Source organism: Phyllobacterium sp. CCNWLW183 (genome assembly GCF_037203775.1).
Taxonomy (GTDB): domain Bacteria; phylum Pseudomonadota; class Alphaproteobacteria; order Rhizobiales; family Rhizobiaceae; genus Phyllobacterium; species Phyllobacterium ifriqiyense.
Genome location: NZ_JBBCBN010000001.1, coordinates 48689 through 63512, shown reverse-complemented (window position 1 = coordinate 63512; position 14824 = coordinate 48689). Strand labels below are relative to the sequence as shown.

Sequence of the window (14824 nt, the reverse complement as noted above, 5' to 3'; positions counted from 1 at the left end):
CAAACCAAATGCCAATTAACACGTCGGTAATGCACAGATGAAAACCCTTTAAAATCAAGAACATAAAATGGAGTTTCTCATGCAGTGAAAAAGTTGCATAAGGATTTTCATCTTTATCGACGCTGAACAGCAAATCCGGTAAGTTAAGGCGGGGACAGCCATGGGCTTGCATGGCATTAATCAGAAAAGAAAAGCAAAATCGTGGCATTATATGACACAATTCTAAATGCGCTCGTTACCCTCATGGTAACGATTGATCCGCCGGGGCTTGCTCCGCTTTTCCTCGCCCTTACTCAGGGCATGAACAGGAAGGAACGCGGCCAGGTTGCGTTGCGCGCCAGCCTTACAGCGTTCATTGTACTCACGGTTTTTGCAATTGCAGGCGCGCAAATATTGGCGCTTTTCGGCATAACGCTCGGAGCTTTCCGCATTGCCGGTGGCCTGCTCTTGTTCTGGATTGCCTTTGAAATGATTTTCGAAAAACGTCAGGATCGCAAGGAAAAGAGCGCCGCCGTCGCAATCACCAAGGATCACATTCGAAATATTGCAGCCTTTCCTTTGGCAATACCACTTATTGCAGGCCCCGGAGCCATATCGGCAACGATCCTGTTGGCCGGAACGATGGCCACTCCAGCTTCGCGTATCGCCCTTATTGGCGTTATTCTCGTATGTATTGCCTCGGCTTATCTCGTCTTTTTCGTTGCGGAACGTGTTGATCGTTTTTTGGGAGAAACGGGACGTTCGATCCTGACACGCTTGCTGGGCGTGATCCTTGCCGCGCTGGCAGTGCAGTTCGTTGCAGATGGCATCAAGACGTTCATTACGACCTGATCAAATAGCCCGAGCCAACCACTATAGCGGCTTGTCTTCTTCCGCAGCTTCCCGCTGAGTGATCAGGCGGGCACTGCGTGCGCCGGTGAACGATATCCATAGCCAGCTTAATGCAACGGCGAGCCGGTTGCGCACACCTATCAAGAAATAGATGTGCGCCAGTCCCCACAACCACCATGCGGGGTAGCCCTTCAACTTTATGAATCCGAAATCTGTCACCGCAGCCCGCTTGCCTATCGTTGCCAGGTCGCCTGAATGTCGATACCGGAAAGGCTTCGTCGCAGTATCGCCAGCAAGGCGCGCCTTGATGATTTTCGCAACATGCGCACCTTGTTGCTTGGCCGCAGGTGCTATTCCCGGAACAGTGCCCTTATCGCCATTTGCCACCGTTGCGGTGTCGCCAATGACAAAAATTTCGGGGTGACCTGGTGCGGTCAGGTCAGGATTAACGACAAGGCGCCCTGCCCGGTCCGCCTGCGCATTCAACCATTTGGCGGCTGGCGACGCCTGAACGCCTGCTGCCCAGATGATTGTTTTTGCGCGCAGGGAATGCCCTGCAAATTCGACGCCGTCTGCATGACATTCGGTTACCGGATTGCCGACATGCACGATAACGCCGAGCTTCTCGAGCGCCCGTTGCGCATAGGCAGAAAGATCCTCGTTAAATGCGCCGAGAACACGCGGACCGCCTTCGATAAGCACCACGCGGGCTGTGGCTGGATCAATTACGCGAAAATCACCCTTCAATGTATCACGTGACAAGTCAGCCAAAGTTCCGGCAATTTCCACGCCGGTTGGTCCGCCGCCTATGATTACGAATGTGAGAAGTTCCTGGCGCTTTGCCGGGTCAGGTTCGCGTTCAGCTTTTTCAAATGCCGTGAGAATACGCCGGCGGATCATCGTGGCATCTTCGAGCGTCTTCAATCCGGGAGCATAGGGTTCCCAGTCATCGTGACCAAAATATGCATGCCGTACACCAGTAGCCAAGACGAGCGTGTCATAGGCAATCACCTCGCCGTCGAGCGTCGAAACAGTTTTTGAGGCGGTATCAACCCCATCGACTGTTCCCAGCAGTGTCTTCACATTCTTGAATTTGCGCAAAAGATGCCGGATCGGCCAGGCAATTTCGGAGGTCGCCAGCGTTGAGGTTGCGACTTGATAAAGCAGCGGCTGAAACAGGTGGTGATTTCGCTGATCAATCAGTGTCACATCGATATCGACATTGCGAAGGTTTTGAACTGTGACCAGACCACCAAAACCTGCGCCGACGATCACGAGGCGATGACGAGATGCAACTGGTGTTTCGACTTGTGTCATAACCGGGCTCCGATGCACTATCGCGACTGGTCTAACAGACCAGCCTTTCCACGACAATTGCGTCAAACGCCGGACAGCAATGCGTTATGTATTGGTCCCAGTGAGCCGCTTCAGGCTGCCACTGTTGGCTTGACCTGCATGTGCTTATCGAAAAGGGACGCACCAATATTGCGAGCAGTATTGAAATGTTGAAGCGGGTCTCGCGAATCTGCCTCCAGCAGCCGTGTTGATGATATGACACGAGCCCCGCAATAATCGAAAATCCCGTGATCGATCTGTCTTTCCATAGCGATATCATAGCCATGCTTCTCATAAGTCCTCGCATCTGCACCACCAATGCCGACGAGATGGATTTGAAGATGGCCAAGCTTTTTCAATAACTTCCCTTCGAAATTGTCGTCATATGCCCAACCATTCGAGAAAACACGATCGATCCAGCCCTTGAGCAAGCCCGGCATTGACCACCAATAGACCGGAAATACGAGTACCAAACTGTCTGCCCGGTCTATCCGCGCTTGCTCGGCCACTACATCCGGCGGCGTCTCGGCGCGTCGTTTGTGGGAAGCAATATCTGCCTGGCTAAATCGCGGATCAAAACCCTCTGCAGCAAGGTCTGCGATCTCAAATGTATGGGAGCCGCTCTGCGACAGGCCTTCGCCAATCTTTAACGCGATGCTGTTGGTCAGTGATTTGGATTCTGGATGCGATGTAACAATAAGCGCATGCATGTCGATTACTCCATGATTAGAGGTTGTGGAACCGGCCGAAACCTTATATACTTTTAGTAAGTTACTTTTGGTATATAATGATGTCAAGCTCAGTTTCAAAAAACTCCTCATCTCAAACATCTCCCCGCCAGCGTCTTTCCCGCGAGGCGCGCCAGCGGCAATTACTGGATGTTTCATGGAAATTAATTCGTGACGAAGGTACGGAAGCTTTGACGCTTGGTCGCCTGGCTGAGTTGTCAGGTGTTACAAAGCCCGTTGTCTATGACCATTTCGGCACAAGGCCAGGACTTCTCGCAGCACTTTTCAAAGAGTTCGATGCACGTCAGACCGTTATAATGGATGCGGCGCTTGAGCGTGCCGCACCCAATCTCACCGACGTCGCCAAAGTGATCGCCTCGTCTTATGTTGATTGCGTTCTTACACAGGGACGCGAAATTCCCGGCATCACTGCCGCATTAAAAGGCTCGCCGGAACTTGATAAGATAAAGCACGACTTCGAGGCCGTGTTCATAGAAAAGTGCAGGCATCTGTTAAATGCGTTTACCGGCGCAGAAGGTGTTTCATCGGCTGGACTATGGGGAATGCTCGGAGCTGCAGAAGGCTTGTCAAATGCTGCAGTAAACGAGGATATCGCTCCTACTCAGGCAAAAGATGAGCTCTATGAAATCATTATTTCAATGGTGAAGCGCTCCGGGAACTAGGAGCAGTTGTTTTCTCATCTAAAAACAAACATCGGGCAGTCTTGGACTACCCGATGCCTGCATAATAATGAGAATACGATCAAGTCCGGTCTTTTGAACTCAACTCAGAACGGGATCTCATCATCGAGATCGCGTGAGAAATTACCGCCGCTCGAGCTCGAGGACCCGCCTGCATTGGACCGGCCAAAGTCGGAACCGCCACGATCGTCGCTCATCTGTCCGCGCCCGGAATTGCTCTCGAAGGACCGACCGCCGCCGGCTCCCGCACCTTCTCCGCGTGAATCCAGCATCTGTAGTTCACCACGGAATTTTTGCAGTACGACTTCGGTGGAATAACGATCATTGCCCGTCTGGTCCTGCCATTTACGGGTCTGAAGCGCGCCTTCCAGATAAACCTTCATACCCTTCTTAAGGTACTGCTCGGCAACTTTTGCGAGATTGTCATTAAAAATGACGACGCTGTGCCACTCGGTCTTTTCCTTGCGTTCGCCGCTATTCTTGTCGCGCCAGCTTTCCGAGGTCGCAATACGTAGATTCACGACGGGATCGCCTGAACCGAGCCGCCGGACTTCTGGATCAGCGCCAAGATTTCCTACCAAAATGACCTTGTTGACACTGCCTGCCATGTTCAAAACTCCACAAATTCCAATTTTAAATTTTGCCTATCATACAGAAGCCATGGACGTGGCGGGCAATTGATTGCCACTATCCACAATATACACCTCATATCGGCATCGTCTGCTGCGATCACTCTCCTGCCAGATTTGTCAGGAGACATTTTTCGATCATGCAGCCGACTATCTCAGCTCAAAGCGTCCTTTTACAATCAATTCGCAGCCGTATACATCCGGATATGGCGAAGGCCGCTGTCAATATTATTTGTTCTTTCTTTGTTCTAACACTTGCTCTAATAATGTCAACATGGCTATGGTGATTCAGGATGGTTGATAAAGTCCGGCCTCGTAAATTATCCATGAAGCACTAGATAAAGGAAACTGTTCTCTTAAAGAACAATTCCCCATAACAGCATGCCCTCTTAAAGGCGAACCGACATGAGCGATCAGAAGTACATTTCCATTCGCGGCGCGCGCGAACATAATTTGAAGAATATCGATCTTGATCTGCCGCGCGACAAGCTGATTGTCATGACCGGCCTTTCGGGTTCGGGCAAGTCTTCGCTCGCCTTCGATACGATCTATGCAGAAGGCCAAAGACGCTATGTCGAAAGCCTGTCGGCCTATGCCCGGCAGTTTCTGGAGATGATGCAGAAACCAGACGTGGATCAAATTGACGGTCTTTCTCCGGCAATTTCGATTGAGCAAAAGACAACCAGCCGCAACCCCCGCTCAACTGTGGGTACAGTCACCGAGATTTACGACTATTTGCGCCTGCTTTATGCGCGTGTCGGTGTCCCTTATTCACCGGCAACAGGCTTGCCTATCGAAAGCCAGACCGTCAGCCAAATGGTGGATCGTGTCATGGCGCTCGAGGAAGGCGCCCGTCTATTCATCCTTGCGCCCATAGTACGCGGGCGTAAGGGGGAGTATCGCAAGGAGCTTGCGGATCTGCAGAAACGCGGTTTTCAGCGCGTGAAGGTCGATGGTATTTTTTATGAAATTGCCGATGTTCCGGCACTCGATAAGAAGTACAAGCATGATATCGACGTTGTGGTTGACCGCATCGTCGTCCGACCTGATATTTCCGCACGTCTTGCCGATAGCCTCGAGACCTGCCTGAAGCTTGCAGATGGTATCGCTGTCGCAGAATTTGCGGATAAGCCGCTGCCTGCTGATGAAACCTCAAGTGAATCAGCCAATAAATCCAAGAACGAAACACATGAACGCATCATGTTTTCGGAAAAATTCGCCTGTCCTGTTTCGGGCTTCACCATTTCGGAGATTGAACCGCGCCTTTTCTCGTTCAATAATCCCTTCGGTGCCTGCCCGACCTGCGATGGCCTGGGTACTCAAAAGGCGATTGATCCGACGATGATCATTCCTGACGAGGCCCTGACGCTTAAGAATGGTGCAATTGCGCCTTGGGCAAAATCGAGTTCTCCTTATTACAGCCAAACATTGCAGGCGCTGGGCGAAGCCTACGGTTTCAAGCTCGCAGATCGCTGGCGTGATTTGAATGAAGAGGCGCGCGAAGCCATACTTTACGGCACTGGCAGCCGTGAAATTGCATTCTCCTATGATGATGGTTTGCGATCATATCGCACAACAAAATCTTTCGAGGGTGTCATTCCCAATTTGGAACGCCGCTGGAAAGAGACGGATTCAGCATGGTCGCGCGAAGAGATCGAACGTTTCATGTCTGGCACGCCCTGCCCCGCTTGCAAGGGTTACCGCCTGAAACCCGAGGCTCTCGCGGTAAAAATTGGCGGTCTGCATATCGGCCAGATTACTGAAAAATCCATTCGTCATGCGGATGCCTGGTTCAGCGATATTGATAAAAGCTTCAATGAGAAACAGACAGAAATCGCTGCGCGCATTCTTAAGGAAATTCGCGAGCGTCTGCGCTTCCTGAATGATGTCGGCCTGGACTACCTGGCGCTTTCACGCAATTCGGGCACTCTTTCCGGTGGTGAAAGCCAGCGTATCCGCCTTGCATCGCAGATCGGTTCCGGTCTGACTGGTGTTCTCTATGTTCTGGACGAGCCATCCATTGGCCTGCATCAACGCGACAATGAGCAGTTGCTGAAGACTTTGCGTCATCTGCGGGATCTCGGAAATACGGTTATCGTTGTGGAGCACGACGAGGATGCGATTTTGACCGCAGATTATGTCGTCGATATCGGTCCGGCCGCCGGTATTCACGGTGGTCAGATAATCGCCGAAGGCAGTCCAGCGGACATTATGGCCAGCCCGAAATCCTTGACGGGCAAATATTTGTCAGGCGAAATCGAGGTGGCCGTGCCGGCAGAACGCCGCAAGGTCAATAAGAAACGGATTAAAGTTGTCGGCGCGCGTGGCAATAATCTGAAAAATGTCTCGGCAGAAATTCCGCTTGGCACTTTCACCGCTGTAACCGGCGTGTCGGGTGGCGGAAAATCCACCTTCCTTATCGAGACATTATTCAAGGCCGCCTCACGCCGGATCATGGGCTCCCGCGAGCATCCTGCAGAGCACGACCATATTGATGGTCTGGAATTCCTCGATAAAGTCATCGATATCGATCAATCGCCAATCGGACGTACACCCCGGTCCAATCCGGCAACTTATACGGGTGCGTTTACTCCAATCCGTGACTGGTTTGCGGGTTTGCCTGAAGCCAAGGCGCGTGGCTATCAGCCGGGTCGTTTTTCGTTCAACGTCAAAGGCGGGCGCTGTGAAGCCTGTCAGGGCGATGGCGTCATCAAGATTGAGATGCACTTCCTGCCGGATGTCTATGTCACGTGCGACGTATGCCATGGCAAGCGCTATAATCGCGAAACGCTGGAAGTTCTGTTCAAGGGCAAATCAATCGCTGATGTGCTCGATATGACTGTTGAAGAGGGTGCGGAGTTTTTCGCCGCCGTTCCTGCCGTTCGCGATAAGTTGCAAACATTGGCGAAGGTCGGCCTTGGTTATATTCATGTCGGGCAACAGGCAAACACGCTTTCCGGCGGTGAGGCGCAACGAATCAAACTCGCCAAGGAACTGTCCCGCAAGGCAACTGGCAGAACGCTTTATATTCTTGATGAGCCGACAACAGGCTTGCATTTCCATGATGTAGCCAAGCTTCTTGAAGTTTTGCATGAGCTTGTGGATCAAGGCAACACGGTGGTTGTGATCGAGCATAATCTCGAAGTCATCAAGACCGCTGATTGGGTGATTGATCTTGGTCCGGAAGGCGGCGACGGCGGCGGTGAAATCGTAGCGGTTGGTCGTCCTGAGGATATTGTCGATGTTGAGCGTTCTTATACGGGTCAATTCCTGAAGGAGCTGTTGCGGCGCCGTCCGGGACATAGGGTGCAAGCAGCGGCGGAATAGCTGCTTGCAGAGATGTCGTGGCGTTGGTCTGGATACGGTCAGGGAGGAAACTATGACTGCAGGAACTATTCGGGCGGGCATCGGCGGCTGGATATTTGAACCTTGGCGCGGGACCTTCTACCCGGAAGGTCTTTCAAAGGCCAAGGAGCTTAATTATGCAGGACAGCATCTCCAGACGATAGAAATCAACAGCACCTATTACGGCACGCAAAAACCGGAGACCTTCGCCAAATGGGCTGGCCAGGTGCCGGATGGTTTCATTTTCTCCGTTAAAGGAAATCGTTTTGTCACCAATCGAAAGGTGCTGGCGGAGGCTGGAGAGTCCATGGAGCGATTTATCAAATCGGGACTTGCAGAACTTGGTGACCGTTTAGGACCGCTTATCTGGCAGTTCGCGCCGACAAAAAAGTTTGATATTGAGGATTTCGGCGCTTTTCTCGACCTTCTTCCCCGAAAGGAAGCGGGCTTGCCGTTGCGGCACGCGGTTGAAGTGCGCAATCCATCTTTTATCGATCCTGATTTCATTGCCTTGGCACGCAAGAAGAACGTGGCCGTCGTTTATGCCGAGCATTTTGAATATCCGGAGATCGCTGATGTGACGTCCGATTTTGTCTATGCACGACTTCAAAAAGGCGATGATAATATCGAAACAGCTTATTCAACTGACGCATTGGACAAGTGGGCTGAGCGAGCGCAATTATGGGCCGAAGGCGGGGTGCCGGATGATCTTCCCTTGGCTGCTCCCAATGAGAAGACGCAGAAGCATCCTCGTGATGTGTTCGTTTACTTCATCCACGAAGGCAAAGTGCGCGCTCCGCAGGCAGCGCAAGCGCTCACAGGGCGAATCCAGTAAGTCGCCGTCCCTGCCCAGCCTAATAATGTTGCAATTCGCCTAATTTTTAGGCTGCGCAACGGTCTGATTTGTGCATTCATGGTTCAATTCATCGACGGGAAATAAAATTCCCTTTGCCAAAGCGGCATTAAAATTGCCATTTCAAGAATATTCTTCAAAAGCGATGGAATTGGCACGCTTCATGCTTTTATGATGGGCAAGCGGGCATAGGCCCGCCGGTTATATAGGGAGATCGATCTCTGATGAAGAAAATCGAAGCCATCATCAAGCCGTTCAAGCTGGACGAGGTGAAAGAAGCACTGCAGGAAGTGGGGCTTCAAGGCATCACGGTCACCGAAGCCAAGGGCTTTGGCCGTCAAAAGGGTCACACGGAATTGTATCGTGGCGCGGAATATGTCGTCGACTTTTTGCCCAAGGTTAAAGTGGAAATCGTTCTCGGCGATGAATCTGTCGAAGCCGCAATAGAGGCAATTCGCAAGGCTGCGCAGACCGGGCGCATCGGCGACGGAAAAATCTTCGTCTCGAATATCGAGGAAGTCGTTCGCATTCGTACTGGTGAATCCGGTATCGACGCCATCTGATCCAACTGTTGCCGGCGATGAATCCGGTACCCAATCATCGTGCTTAATAAGGAAAATTGGTATGACGACTGCAAATGATATTCTCAAGCAGATCAAAGACAACGACGTAAAGTTCCTTGATCTTCGCTTCACAGATCCCAAGGGCAAGCTGCAGCATGTGACAATGGACGTTGCTGAAGTTGATGAGGATATGTTCGCCGATGGCGTTATGTTCGACGGCTCGTCCATCGCCGGTTGGAAAGCCATCAATGAATCGGACATGGTGCTGATGCCAGATACCGAAACGGTTCACATGGATCCGTTCTTTGCTCAGTCAACCATGGTTATTCTTTGTGATATCCTTGATCCGGTTTCTGGCGAATCCTACAATCGTGATCCGCGCGGCACTGCCAAGAAGGCTGAAGCCTATATGAAGGCCGAAGGCGTTGGCGATACAATTTTTGTTGGCCCAGAAGCGGAATTCTTCGTCTTTGACGATGTGAAGTACAAGGCTGACCCGTATAATACAGGTTTCAAGCTGGATTCAACGGAACTGCCGTCAAACGATGACACAGACTATGAGACCGGCAACCTCGGTCACCGTCCGCGCGTCAAGGGCGGCTACTTCCCGGTTCCTCCGATTGACAGCGCACAGGACATGCGCTCGGAAATGCTTACCGTTTTGACGGAAATGGGCGTGCGCGTCGAAAAGCACCACCACGAAGTGGCAGCTGCTCAACACGAGCTCGGCATCAAGTTCGATCACCTGACACGCAATGCCGACAAGATGCTTATTTACAAGTATGTCGTTCATCAGGTTGCCAATGCCTATGGCAAGACGGCTACCTTCATGCCAAAGCCGATCTTCGGCGATAATGGCTCGGGCATGCACGTGCACATGTCGATCTGGAAAGATGGCAAGCCGACATTCGCTGGCAATGAATATGCGGGCCTGTCAGAAAACTGCCTGTTCTTCATTGGTGGCATTATCAAACACGCCAAGGCAATCAATGCCTTCACCAACCCGTCGACCAACTCCTACAAGCGTCTGGTACCGGGTTATGAAGCTCCGGTCCTGCTGGCATATTCTGCGCGCAACCGCTCGGCTTCATGCCGTATTCCATTCGGCTCTTCGCCAAAGTCGAAGCGCGTTGAGATCCGCTTCCCCGATCCAACAGCAAATCCATATCTCGGTTTTGCTGCCATGTTGATGGCCGGTCTGGATGGCATCAAGAACAAGATTCATCCTGGTCAGCCAATGGACAAGGATCTTTATGATCTTCCAGCAAAGGAACTCAAAAAGATCCCGACTGTCTGCGGTTCGCTGCGTGAAGCGCTCCAGAGCCTCGACAAGGATCGCTCCTTCCTCAAGGCAGGCGGCGTATTTGACGACGATCAGATCGACTCCTTCATCGAGCTGAAAATGGCTGAAGTGATGCGTTACGAAATGACCCCGCATCCGGTCGAATATGACATGTACTATTCGGTCTGATAGCGACCTCTGCATACGAAAAACCCCGGCTCACGCCGGGGTTTTTTATTGAGTCAAATCGGGCAAAATGCCTATACCGAAACCGCTTGCAATATTTGCACGGCGGCCTGCATTTCACGCTTACGTATATCACGGCGAATAGCGGCTTCGGCGTCTTCGCCCCACTGCTCTGATGTCCAGTCCTCCTCCAGATGGGCAAGTTCCCAAGCCTCGTCGCCGGAGATTTCACCTTTGGCTACGGCCAGCGCCAAAATGGCCGAACCCGTTAGGGTTGTGATCGTATGGAGCGCCGCAATCGCAAAGGGATCGGTAAAAGCTCCAAGGTGAACACCAAAAGCGCCAAGCGCTTCGCGTGGCTGCTCCACATGGATCACACCTTCGGCCAAGATAAAACGCGCATTAAGTACAGCCGCCGCCCAGTCGATAATCGGATCCCAGGACTCAGTCTGGCGTTGGACCAGACGTTGCGGAGAACCGGCGCGATAGCAAAGCATATCCGACGAGGCAAAACGCAAAACATCTTCCAGCACCGCCTGTGGATCATTGATGATACCGTCAATTGCTGTGTTGGCCAATCGTGTTGCGGGCATCTGCGCCGGATCGATTTCCTTTTCCTGCGCGGTAAATTCGTCAGCGATGAGTTGTGCTGCGGCACGCGTTGGCAGAACCAGATTTTGCCGGGCGGGGGTTTTAACCACACGCCCATCCAGCTCCACTGAAAATCCGCCATCGCGCTCTGCAACAGCGGCCTCTTTGTAGAATCGCTTTGGCAGAGGCAGTTTTGAGGTTATTTGCGCACGGCGAACAGGGTCCGGATCGGAAAGCTCCTGTTTTGCATCCATGCTGAAAAGTTCATCGCGCATTGTTAAAGTCCATTCCTACGCCTGAGAGGTTATCCCTCTCAATTGTCTTCGTCTGCATCATTTTCGTCCAGACCCAAGAGGTTCCATGTCTGGACCATATGTGGTGGCAGAGGTGCTGTAACATCAATGATACCACCGGATGGATTTGGTATGCGAATGCGCCTTGCATGAAGATGCAGGCGATTTTGGATCCCGCCCGGAAATGACCAGTTTGTATCGGCTTCGAAATATTTCGGATCACCGATGATCGGGCAACCAATATGGGCTGCGTGAACGCGAAGCTGGTGCGTGCGCCCAGTGTAAGGCTCCATTTCAAGCCAGGTCAGCACCTGCCCTGCAGATTCAATAACCCGGTAGTAGGAAATCGCATGATCGGAATCTGGCTCGCCATGAGGGACAACGCGCATTCGGTCGCCATCTTCCGTTGCTTCCTTGGCTAGCCAGGTGGCGATTTTGTCTTCCCGCTTGCGTGGAATACCCTTGACCAGAGCCCAATAGGTTTTCTTGGTTTCACGCTCGCGAAATGCAGCGGTCAATGCCTGCGCGGCACCGCGCGTGCGGGCAACGACCAGCACACCCGAAGTATCGCGGTCAAGCCGGTGCACAAGCCGAGGCTTTTCACCTCTTTTGTTGCGCCATGCTTCCAGCATATCGTCCACGTGGCGGTTAACGCCCGAACCACCCTGAACGGCTAGACCCGCAGGTTTGTTGAAAACATAGACTTTCGGATCTTCATAAAGCAGCATCTGCTTTAGAACATCGCCATCATCGCGGCCGCGTATGCTTTTGCCTGTCAGATGGCCTTCAGCTTTGGAATCTACGGGCAGCGGCGGGATACGGACCGTCTGTCCTGCCTGAAGCCGCGTATCGGATTTGGCGCGCGACCCATCAATTCTTATCTGGCCGGAACGCAGCAATTTTTGCAAATGCCCGAAACCGAGGCCCGGATAATGTACTTTGAACCAACGGTCGAGGCGCATTTCCGCCTCACCCGTATCGACTGTTTTTTGTTCTACCGCTGCCATCAGCTCAAGCCTTTTAATCGCAGACCTTTAGATTCGGCGTGTCCTCAAGCGTATGAAACGCGGAAATCGCATCGAATGATTATTTATGGAATTACAGGTCTTGCGGCAGCGCTTAGCACTATGCGACGGTTCTTGCGAGCCATAATCCTAAAAACACTGCGCAAATGCTCAATACGACGCTTATTAGCACGTAAAAAGCGGCGCTTGCCGTCTCGCCGCGCTGCCAAAGCATAACAACATCGAGCGAAAACGACGAAAAGGTTGTGAAGCCGCCCAGTATGCCAACCGCAACGAACAGGCGAAGCTCTTCCGAACCCTCAAATCGCCGCGTTAGCAGTTCGATAAACAGGCCCATGATCAGCCCGCCAACCACATTGACCACCAACGTGCCATAGGGAAACGCGGTACCAAATAGACGTGTCATTGCCAGACCGGTGAGATATCGCAGAACCGAGCCAATGGCTCCTCCAGATGCGACCAGTAAAATTGCGTTCATGTTACATTCAGTTCGGCTGGATTAATTTGCGATCTCAGTAAGTTGACTCATCACGGGACGTTACGAGCCGTAGAAAAATGTTCCCACTTACGACAGGGAACGATCAAGACTTTAGAGCATTGAATATTGCGGTGCACAAGAGTCTGATGCAGTGTCATTTCTACGCGTTAGTGGCGGACCAAGCAATCGGAGTGGCAAAGTGTCATTATTAAACATCTATTGGAGATCCCTCCAATATCTCGGCGCCGAAAAGCGCGCGACCATGTTTATATGCATCGCCAATATTGCACTCGCTGCAAGCATGATCGTAGAACCATGGCTTGCTGGCCGGGTGATTCAGGCTATCGCAACAAAAACCGCCATCATTCCCCCGCTTAGCCAGTTGGCTGCTGTGGGCTTGTTTCATATTGGTGCCAATGTTCTGGTTTCTCGTGAAGCCGACAGGCTGGCCCATCGTCGCAAGCTCGCCGTACTTACCGAATCCTACAATCGCGTGATCAGCATGCCGCTCGCTTGGCATCATCAGCGCGGCACATCAAACGCGCTGCATACATTGCTGCGCGCGATCGAAACTCTGTTCGGCCTGTGGCTCGAATTCATGCGCACCCATCTGGCAACTGCCGTTGGCCTGGTGCTGCTGTTCCCGCTTGCTCTCAGCCAGGATTGGCGTTTGACCTCAGTGCTCGTTGTGCTCGGCGTGGTCTATATGATGGTTGTCCGTGTCGTTACCAGCAAGACCAAGGATGGTCAGGCCCAGGTGGAACGTCATCACATCACAGCTTTCAGCCATGTCAGTGACTCCATGAGCAACATCTCGGTATTGCAAAGCTACAACCGTGTTGAAGAAGAAACACGGGCGTTGCAGACCTATACAAAGAACCTGCTGGATTCCCAGTATCCGGTTTTGAACTGGTGGGCTCTCGCCGCTGGTATCAACCGCATGGCCTCAACAATCTCCATGATCATCGTTTTGCTGCTTGGTTCTTATTTCGTCATGCGTGACGAGATGAATGTAGGTCAGGTTGTTGCGTTCACAGGTTTTGCCGGTTTGCTGATCGGCCGTCTCGACCAGTTGAGTGCCTTCGTGAACCAGATTTTCGCGGCTCGTGCCAAGCTTGAAGACTTCTATGCAATGGAAGAATCTGCTGCCTATGCAGTCGAGCCGAAGACTGTGCACGATATCGACAATGTAACCGGTGATGTGGAATTCGAAAATGTCTCGTTTGAATTTCCGAACTCTACGCAGGGCTTGAAGAATGTAAGCTTCAAGGCAAAGGCTGGTGAGACTGTTGCCATTGTTGGACCGACAGGTGCCGGCAAGACAACGTTGATCAATCTGTTGCAGAGGGTTTATGATCCCAAGGAAGGCCGTATTCTTGTCGACGATATCGACACGAAGACAATCAGCCGTCGCTCGTTGCGTAATGCCATTGCGACAGTGTTCCAGGATGCTGGCATGTTCAACCGCACGATTGAGGACAATATCCGCGTTGGTCGCCCCAAAGCTTCTGATGAAGATGTCTTTGCCGCTGCGGAAGCTGCCGATGCAAGCGACTTCATCCTGTCGAAGTCTGCAGGCTATAACACTGTTGTCGGCGAACGTGGCTCGCAATTGTCCGGCGGTGAGCGCCAGCGTGTGGCTATCGCCCGTGCGATCCTGAAGGATGCTCCCATCCTGGTATTGGATGAGGCAACGAGTGCTCTTGACGTTGAGACAGAGGCCCGAGTTAAGGTTGCGGTCGACAAGCTTTGCCAGAACCGTACAACGTTCATCATTGCGCACCGTCTGTCGACCGTCCGCGACGCTGACCTCGTACTGTTCATGGATCAGGGTGAAGTTGTTGAATCCGGCAGCTTTGATGATCTGGCCCGTCAGAATGGCCGCTTTACCTCGCTGCTGAAGGCTGGCGGTCTGAAGCTTGATGATGACACAGCCAATGTCACTCCCTTCCCGCGCAAGCCGGAAGCGGCCTGAAAGGGTGAA

General features: G+C 52.2%; 13 protein-coding genes. 7 read left to right on the top strand and 6 right to left on the bottom strand.

Annotated elements, in window-relative coordinates:
• Positions 1 to 201: 201 nt before the first annotated feature.
• Entirely contained in the window at positions 202 to 831 is a 630-nt protein-coding gene (locus V9K95_RS00330; RefSeq protein ID WP_115053147.1) for a MarC family protein, read from the top strand.
• 21 nt (positions 832 to 852) lie between these two features.
• On the opposite strand, the gene V9K95_RS00325 is transcribed toward V9K95_RS00330, so the two are convergent.
• Together V9K95_RS00325 and V9K95_RS00320 are read right to left on the bottom strand one after the other, a co-directional pair.
• Positions 853 to 2148 carry an NAD(P)/FAD-dependent oxidoreductase gene (locus tag V9K95_RS00325; RefSeq protein ID WP_336440164.1) on the bottom strand — a complete coding sequence of 432 codons (1296 nt, stop codon included), beginning with the start codon at positions 2146 to 2148 and terminating at the stop codon, positions 853 to 855.
• 110 nt (positions 2149 to 2258) lie between these two features.
• Positions 2259 to 2876 (bottom strand): NAD(P)H-dependent oxidoreductase, encoded by a 618-nt coding sequence (locus V9K95_RS00320; protein WP_336440165.1) that lies wholly within the window; start codon positions 2874 to 2876, stop codon positions 2259 to 2261.
• A gap of 80 nt (positions 2877 to 2956) precedes the next feature.
• Here V9K95_RS00320 and V9K95_RS00315 point away from each other — a divergent pair, with 80 nt between their 5' ends.
• Positions 2957 to 3577 (top strand): TetR/AcrR family transcriptional regulator, encoded by a 621-nt coding sequence (locus V9K95_RS00315; RefSeq protein WP_336440166.1) that lies wholly within the window; start codon positions 2957 to 2959, stop codon positions 3575 to 3577.
• A 104-nt stretch (positions 3578 to 3681) separates the two neighbouring features.
• Here the strand turns inward: V9K95_RS00315 and V9K95_RS00310 are convergent, their stop codons facing one another.
• Positions 3682 to 4203, bottom strand: coding sequence for a single-stranded DNA-binding protein (locus tag V9K95_RS00310; RefSeq protein ID WP_115053151.1), 522 nt, complete (start codon positions 4201 to 4203; stop codon positions 3682 to 3684).
• 426 nt (positions 4204 to 4629) lie between these two features.
• On the opposite strand from V9K95_RS00310, the gene uvrA reads away from it, so the two are divergent.
• The 4 genes from uvrA to glnA all read left to right on the top strand — a co-directional run bounded on the left by uvrA (position 4630) and on the right by glnA (position 10456).
• Positions 4630 to 7551: an excinuclease ABC subunit UvrA gene (gene uvrA, locus V9K95_RS00305; RefSeq protein ID WP_115053152.1), complete on the top strand. Its 2922-nt coding sequence runs from the start codon at positions 4630 to 4632 to the stop codon at positions 7549 to 7551.
• Between the two features lie 52 nt (positions 7552 to 7603).
• On the top strand, positions 7604 to 8404 hold the full coding sequence (locus V9K95_RS00300; protein WP_336440167.1) for a DUF72 domain-containing protein: 801 nt from the start codon (positions 7604 to 7606) through the stop codon (positions 8402 to 8404).
• Positions 8405 to 8646: 242 nt separating this feature from the next.
• The gene (locus tag V9K95_RS00295; protein ID WP_008123000.1) at positions 8647 to 8985 is read left to right on the top strand and encodes a P-II family nitrogen regulator; all 339 of its coding nucleotides are present in this window, start codon (positions 8647 to 8649) and stop codon (positions 8983 to 8985) included.
• A gap of 61 nt (positions 8986 to 9046) precedes the next feature.
• Positions 9047 to 10456 carry a type I glutamate--ammonia ligase gene (gene glnA, locus V9K95_RS00290; protein WP_115053154.1) on the top strand — a complete coding sequence of 470 codons (1410 nt, stop codon included), beginning with the start codon at positions 9047 to 9049 and terminating at the stop codon, positions 10454 to 10456.
• A gap of 71 nt (positions 10457 to 10527) precedes the next feature.
• On the opposite strand, the gene V9K95_RS00285 is transcribed toward glnA, so the two are convergent.
• The 3 genes from V9K95_RS00285 to crcB form a co-directional block, all read right to left on the bottom strand.
• The gene (locus tag V9K95_RS00285) at positions 10528 to 11319 is read right to left on the bottom strand and encodes an ATP12 family protein (protein WP_115053155.1); all 792 of its coding nucleotides are present in this window, start codon (positions 11317 to 11319) and stop codon (positions 10528 to 10530) included.
• A 38-nt stretch (positions 11320 to 11357) separates the two neighbouring features.
• Positions 11358 to 12344 (bottom strand): RluA family pseudouridine synthase, encoded by a 987-nt coding sequence (locus V9K95_RS00280; protein ID WP_115053156.1) that lies wholly within the window; start codon positions 12342 to 12344, stop codon positions 11358 to 11360.
• Between the two features lie 118 nt (positions 12345 to 12462).
• Complete coding sequence (gene crcB, locus V9K95_RS00275) at positions 12463 to 12840, bottom strand: fluoride efflux transporter CrcB (RefSeq protein ID WP_115053157.1); 378 nt, start codon at positions 12838 to 12840, stop codon at positions 12463 to 12465.
• 199 nt (positions 12841 to 13039) lie between these two features.
• Here crcB and V9K95_RS00270 point away from each other — a divergent pair, with 199 nt between their 5' ends.
• Positions 13040 to 14815: a glucan ABC transporter ATP-binding protein/ permease gene (locus V9K95_RS00270; protein ID WP_115053158.1), complete on the top strand. Its 1776-nt coding sequence runs from the start codon at positions 13040 to 13042 to the stop codon at positions 14813 to 14815.
• Positions 14816 to 14824 lie beyond the last annotated feature (9 nt).

Excerpts from the sequence above, each read along its gene's own strand:
- V9K95_RS00325 (WP_336440164.1), bottom strand. The coding sequence starts at position 2,148 with ATGACACAAGTCGAAACACCAGTTGCATCTCGTCATCGCCTCGTGATC.
- V9K95_RS00320 (WP_336440165.1), bottom strand. The coding sequence starts at position 2,876 with ATGCATGCGCTTATTGTTACATCGCATCCAGAATCCAAATCACTGACC.
- V9K95_RS00315 (WP_336440166.1), top strand. The coding sequence starts at position 2,957 with ATGTCAAGCTCAGTTTCAAAAAACTCCTCATCTCAAACATCTCCCCGC.
- V9K95_RS00310 (WP_115053151.1), bottom strand. The coding sequence starts at position 4,203 with ATGGCAGGCAGTGTCAACAAGGTCATTTTGGTAGGAAATCTTGGCGCT.
- uvrA (WP_115053152.1), top strand. The coding sequence starts at position 4,630 with ATGAGCGATCAGAAGTACATTTCCATTCGCGGCGCGCGCGAACATAAT.
- V9K95_RS00300 (WP_336440167.1), top strand. The coding sequence starts at position 7,604 with ATGACTGCAGGAACTATTCGGGCGGGCATCGGCGGCTGGATATTTGAA.
- V9K95_RS00295 (WP_008123000.1), top strand. The coding sequence starts at position 8,647 with ATGAAGAAAATCGAAGCCATCATCAAGCCGTTCAAGCTGGACGAGGTG.
- glnA (WP_115053154.1), top strand. The coding sequence starts at position 9,047 with ATGACGACTGCAAATGATATTCTCAAGCAGATCAAAGACAACGACGTA.
- V9K95_RS00285 (WP_115053155.1), bottom strand. The coding sequence starts at position 11,319 with ATGCGCGATGAACTTTTCAGCATGGATGCAAAACAGGAGCTTTCCGAT.
- V9K95_RS00280 (WP_115053156.1), bottom strand. The coding sequence starts at position 12,344 with ATGGCAGCGGTAGAACAAAAAACAGTCGATACGGGTGAGGCGGAAATG.
- crcB (WP_115053157.1), bottom strand. The coding sequence starts at position 12,840 with ATGAACGCAATTTTACTGGTCGCATCTGGAGGAGCCATTGGCTCGGTT.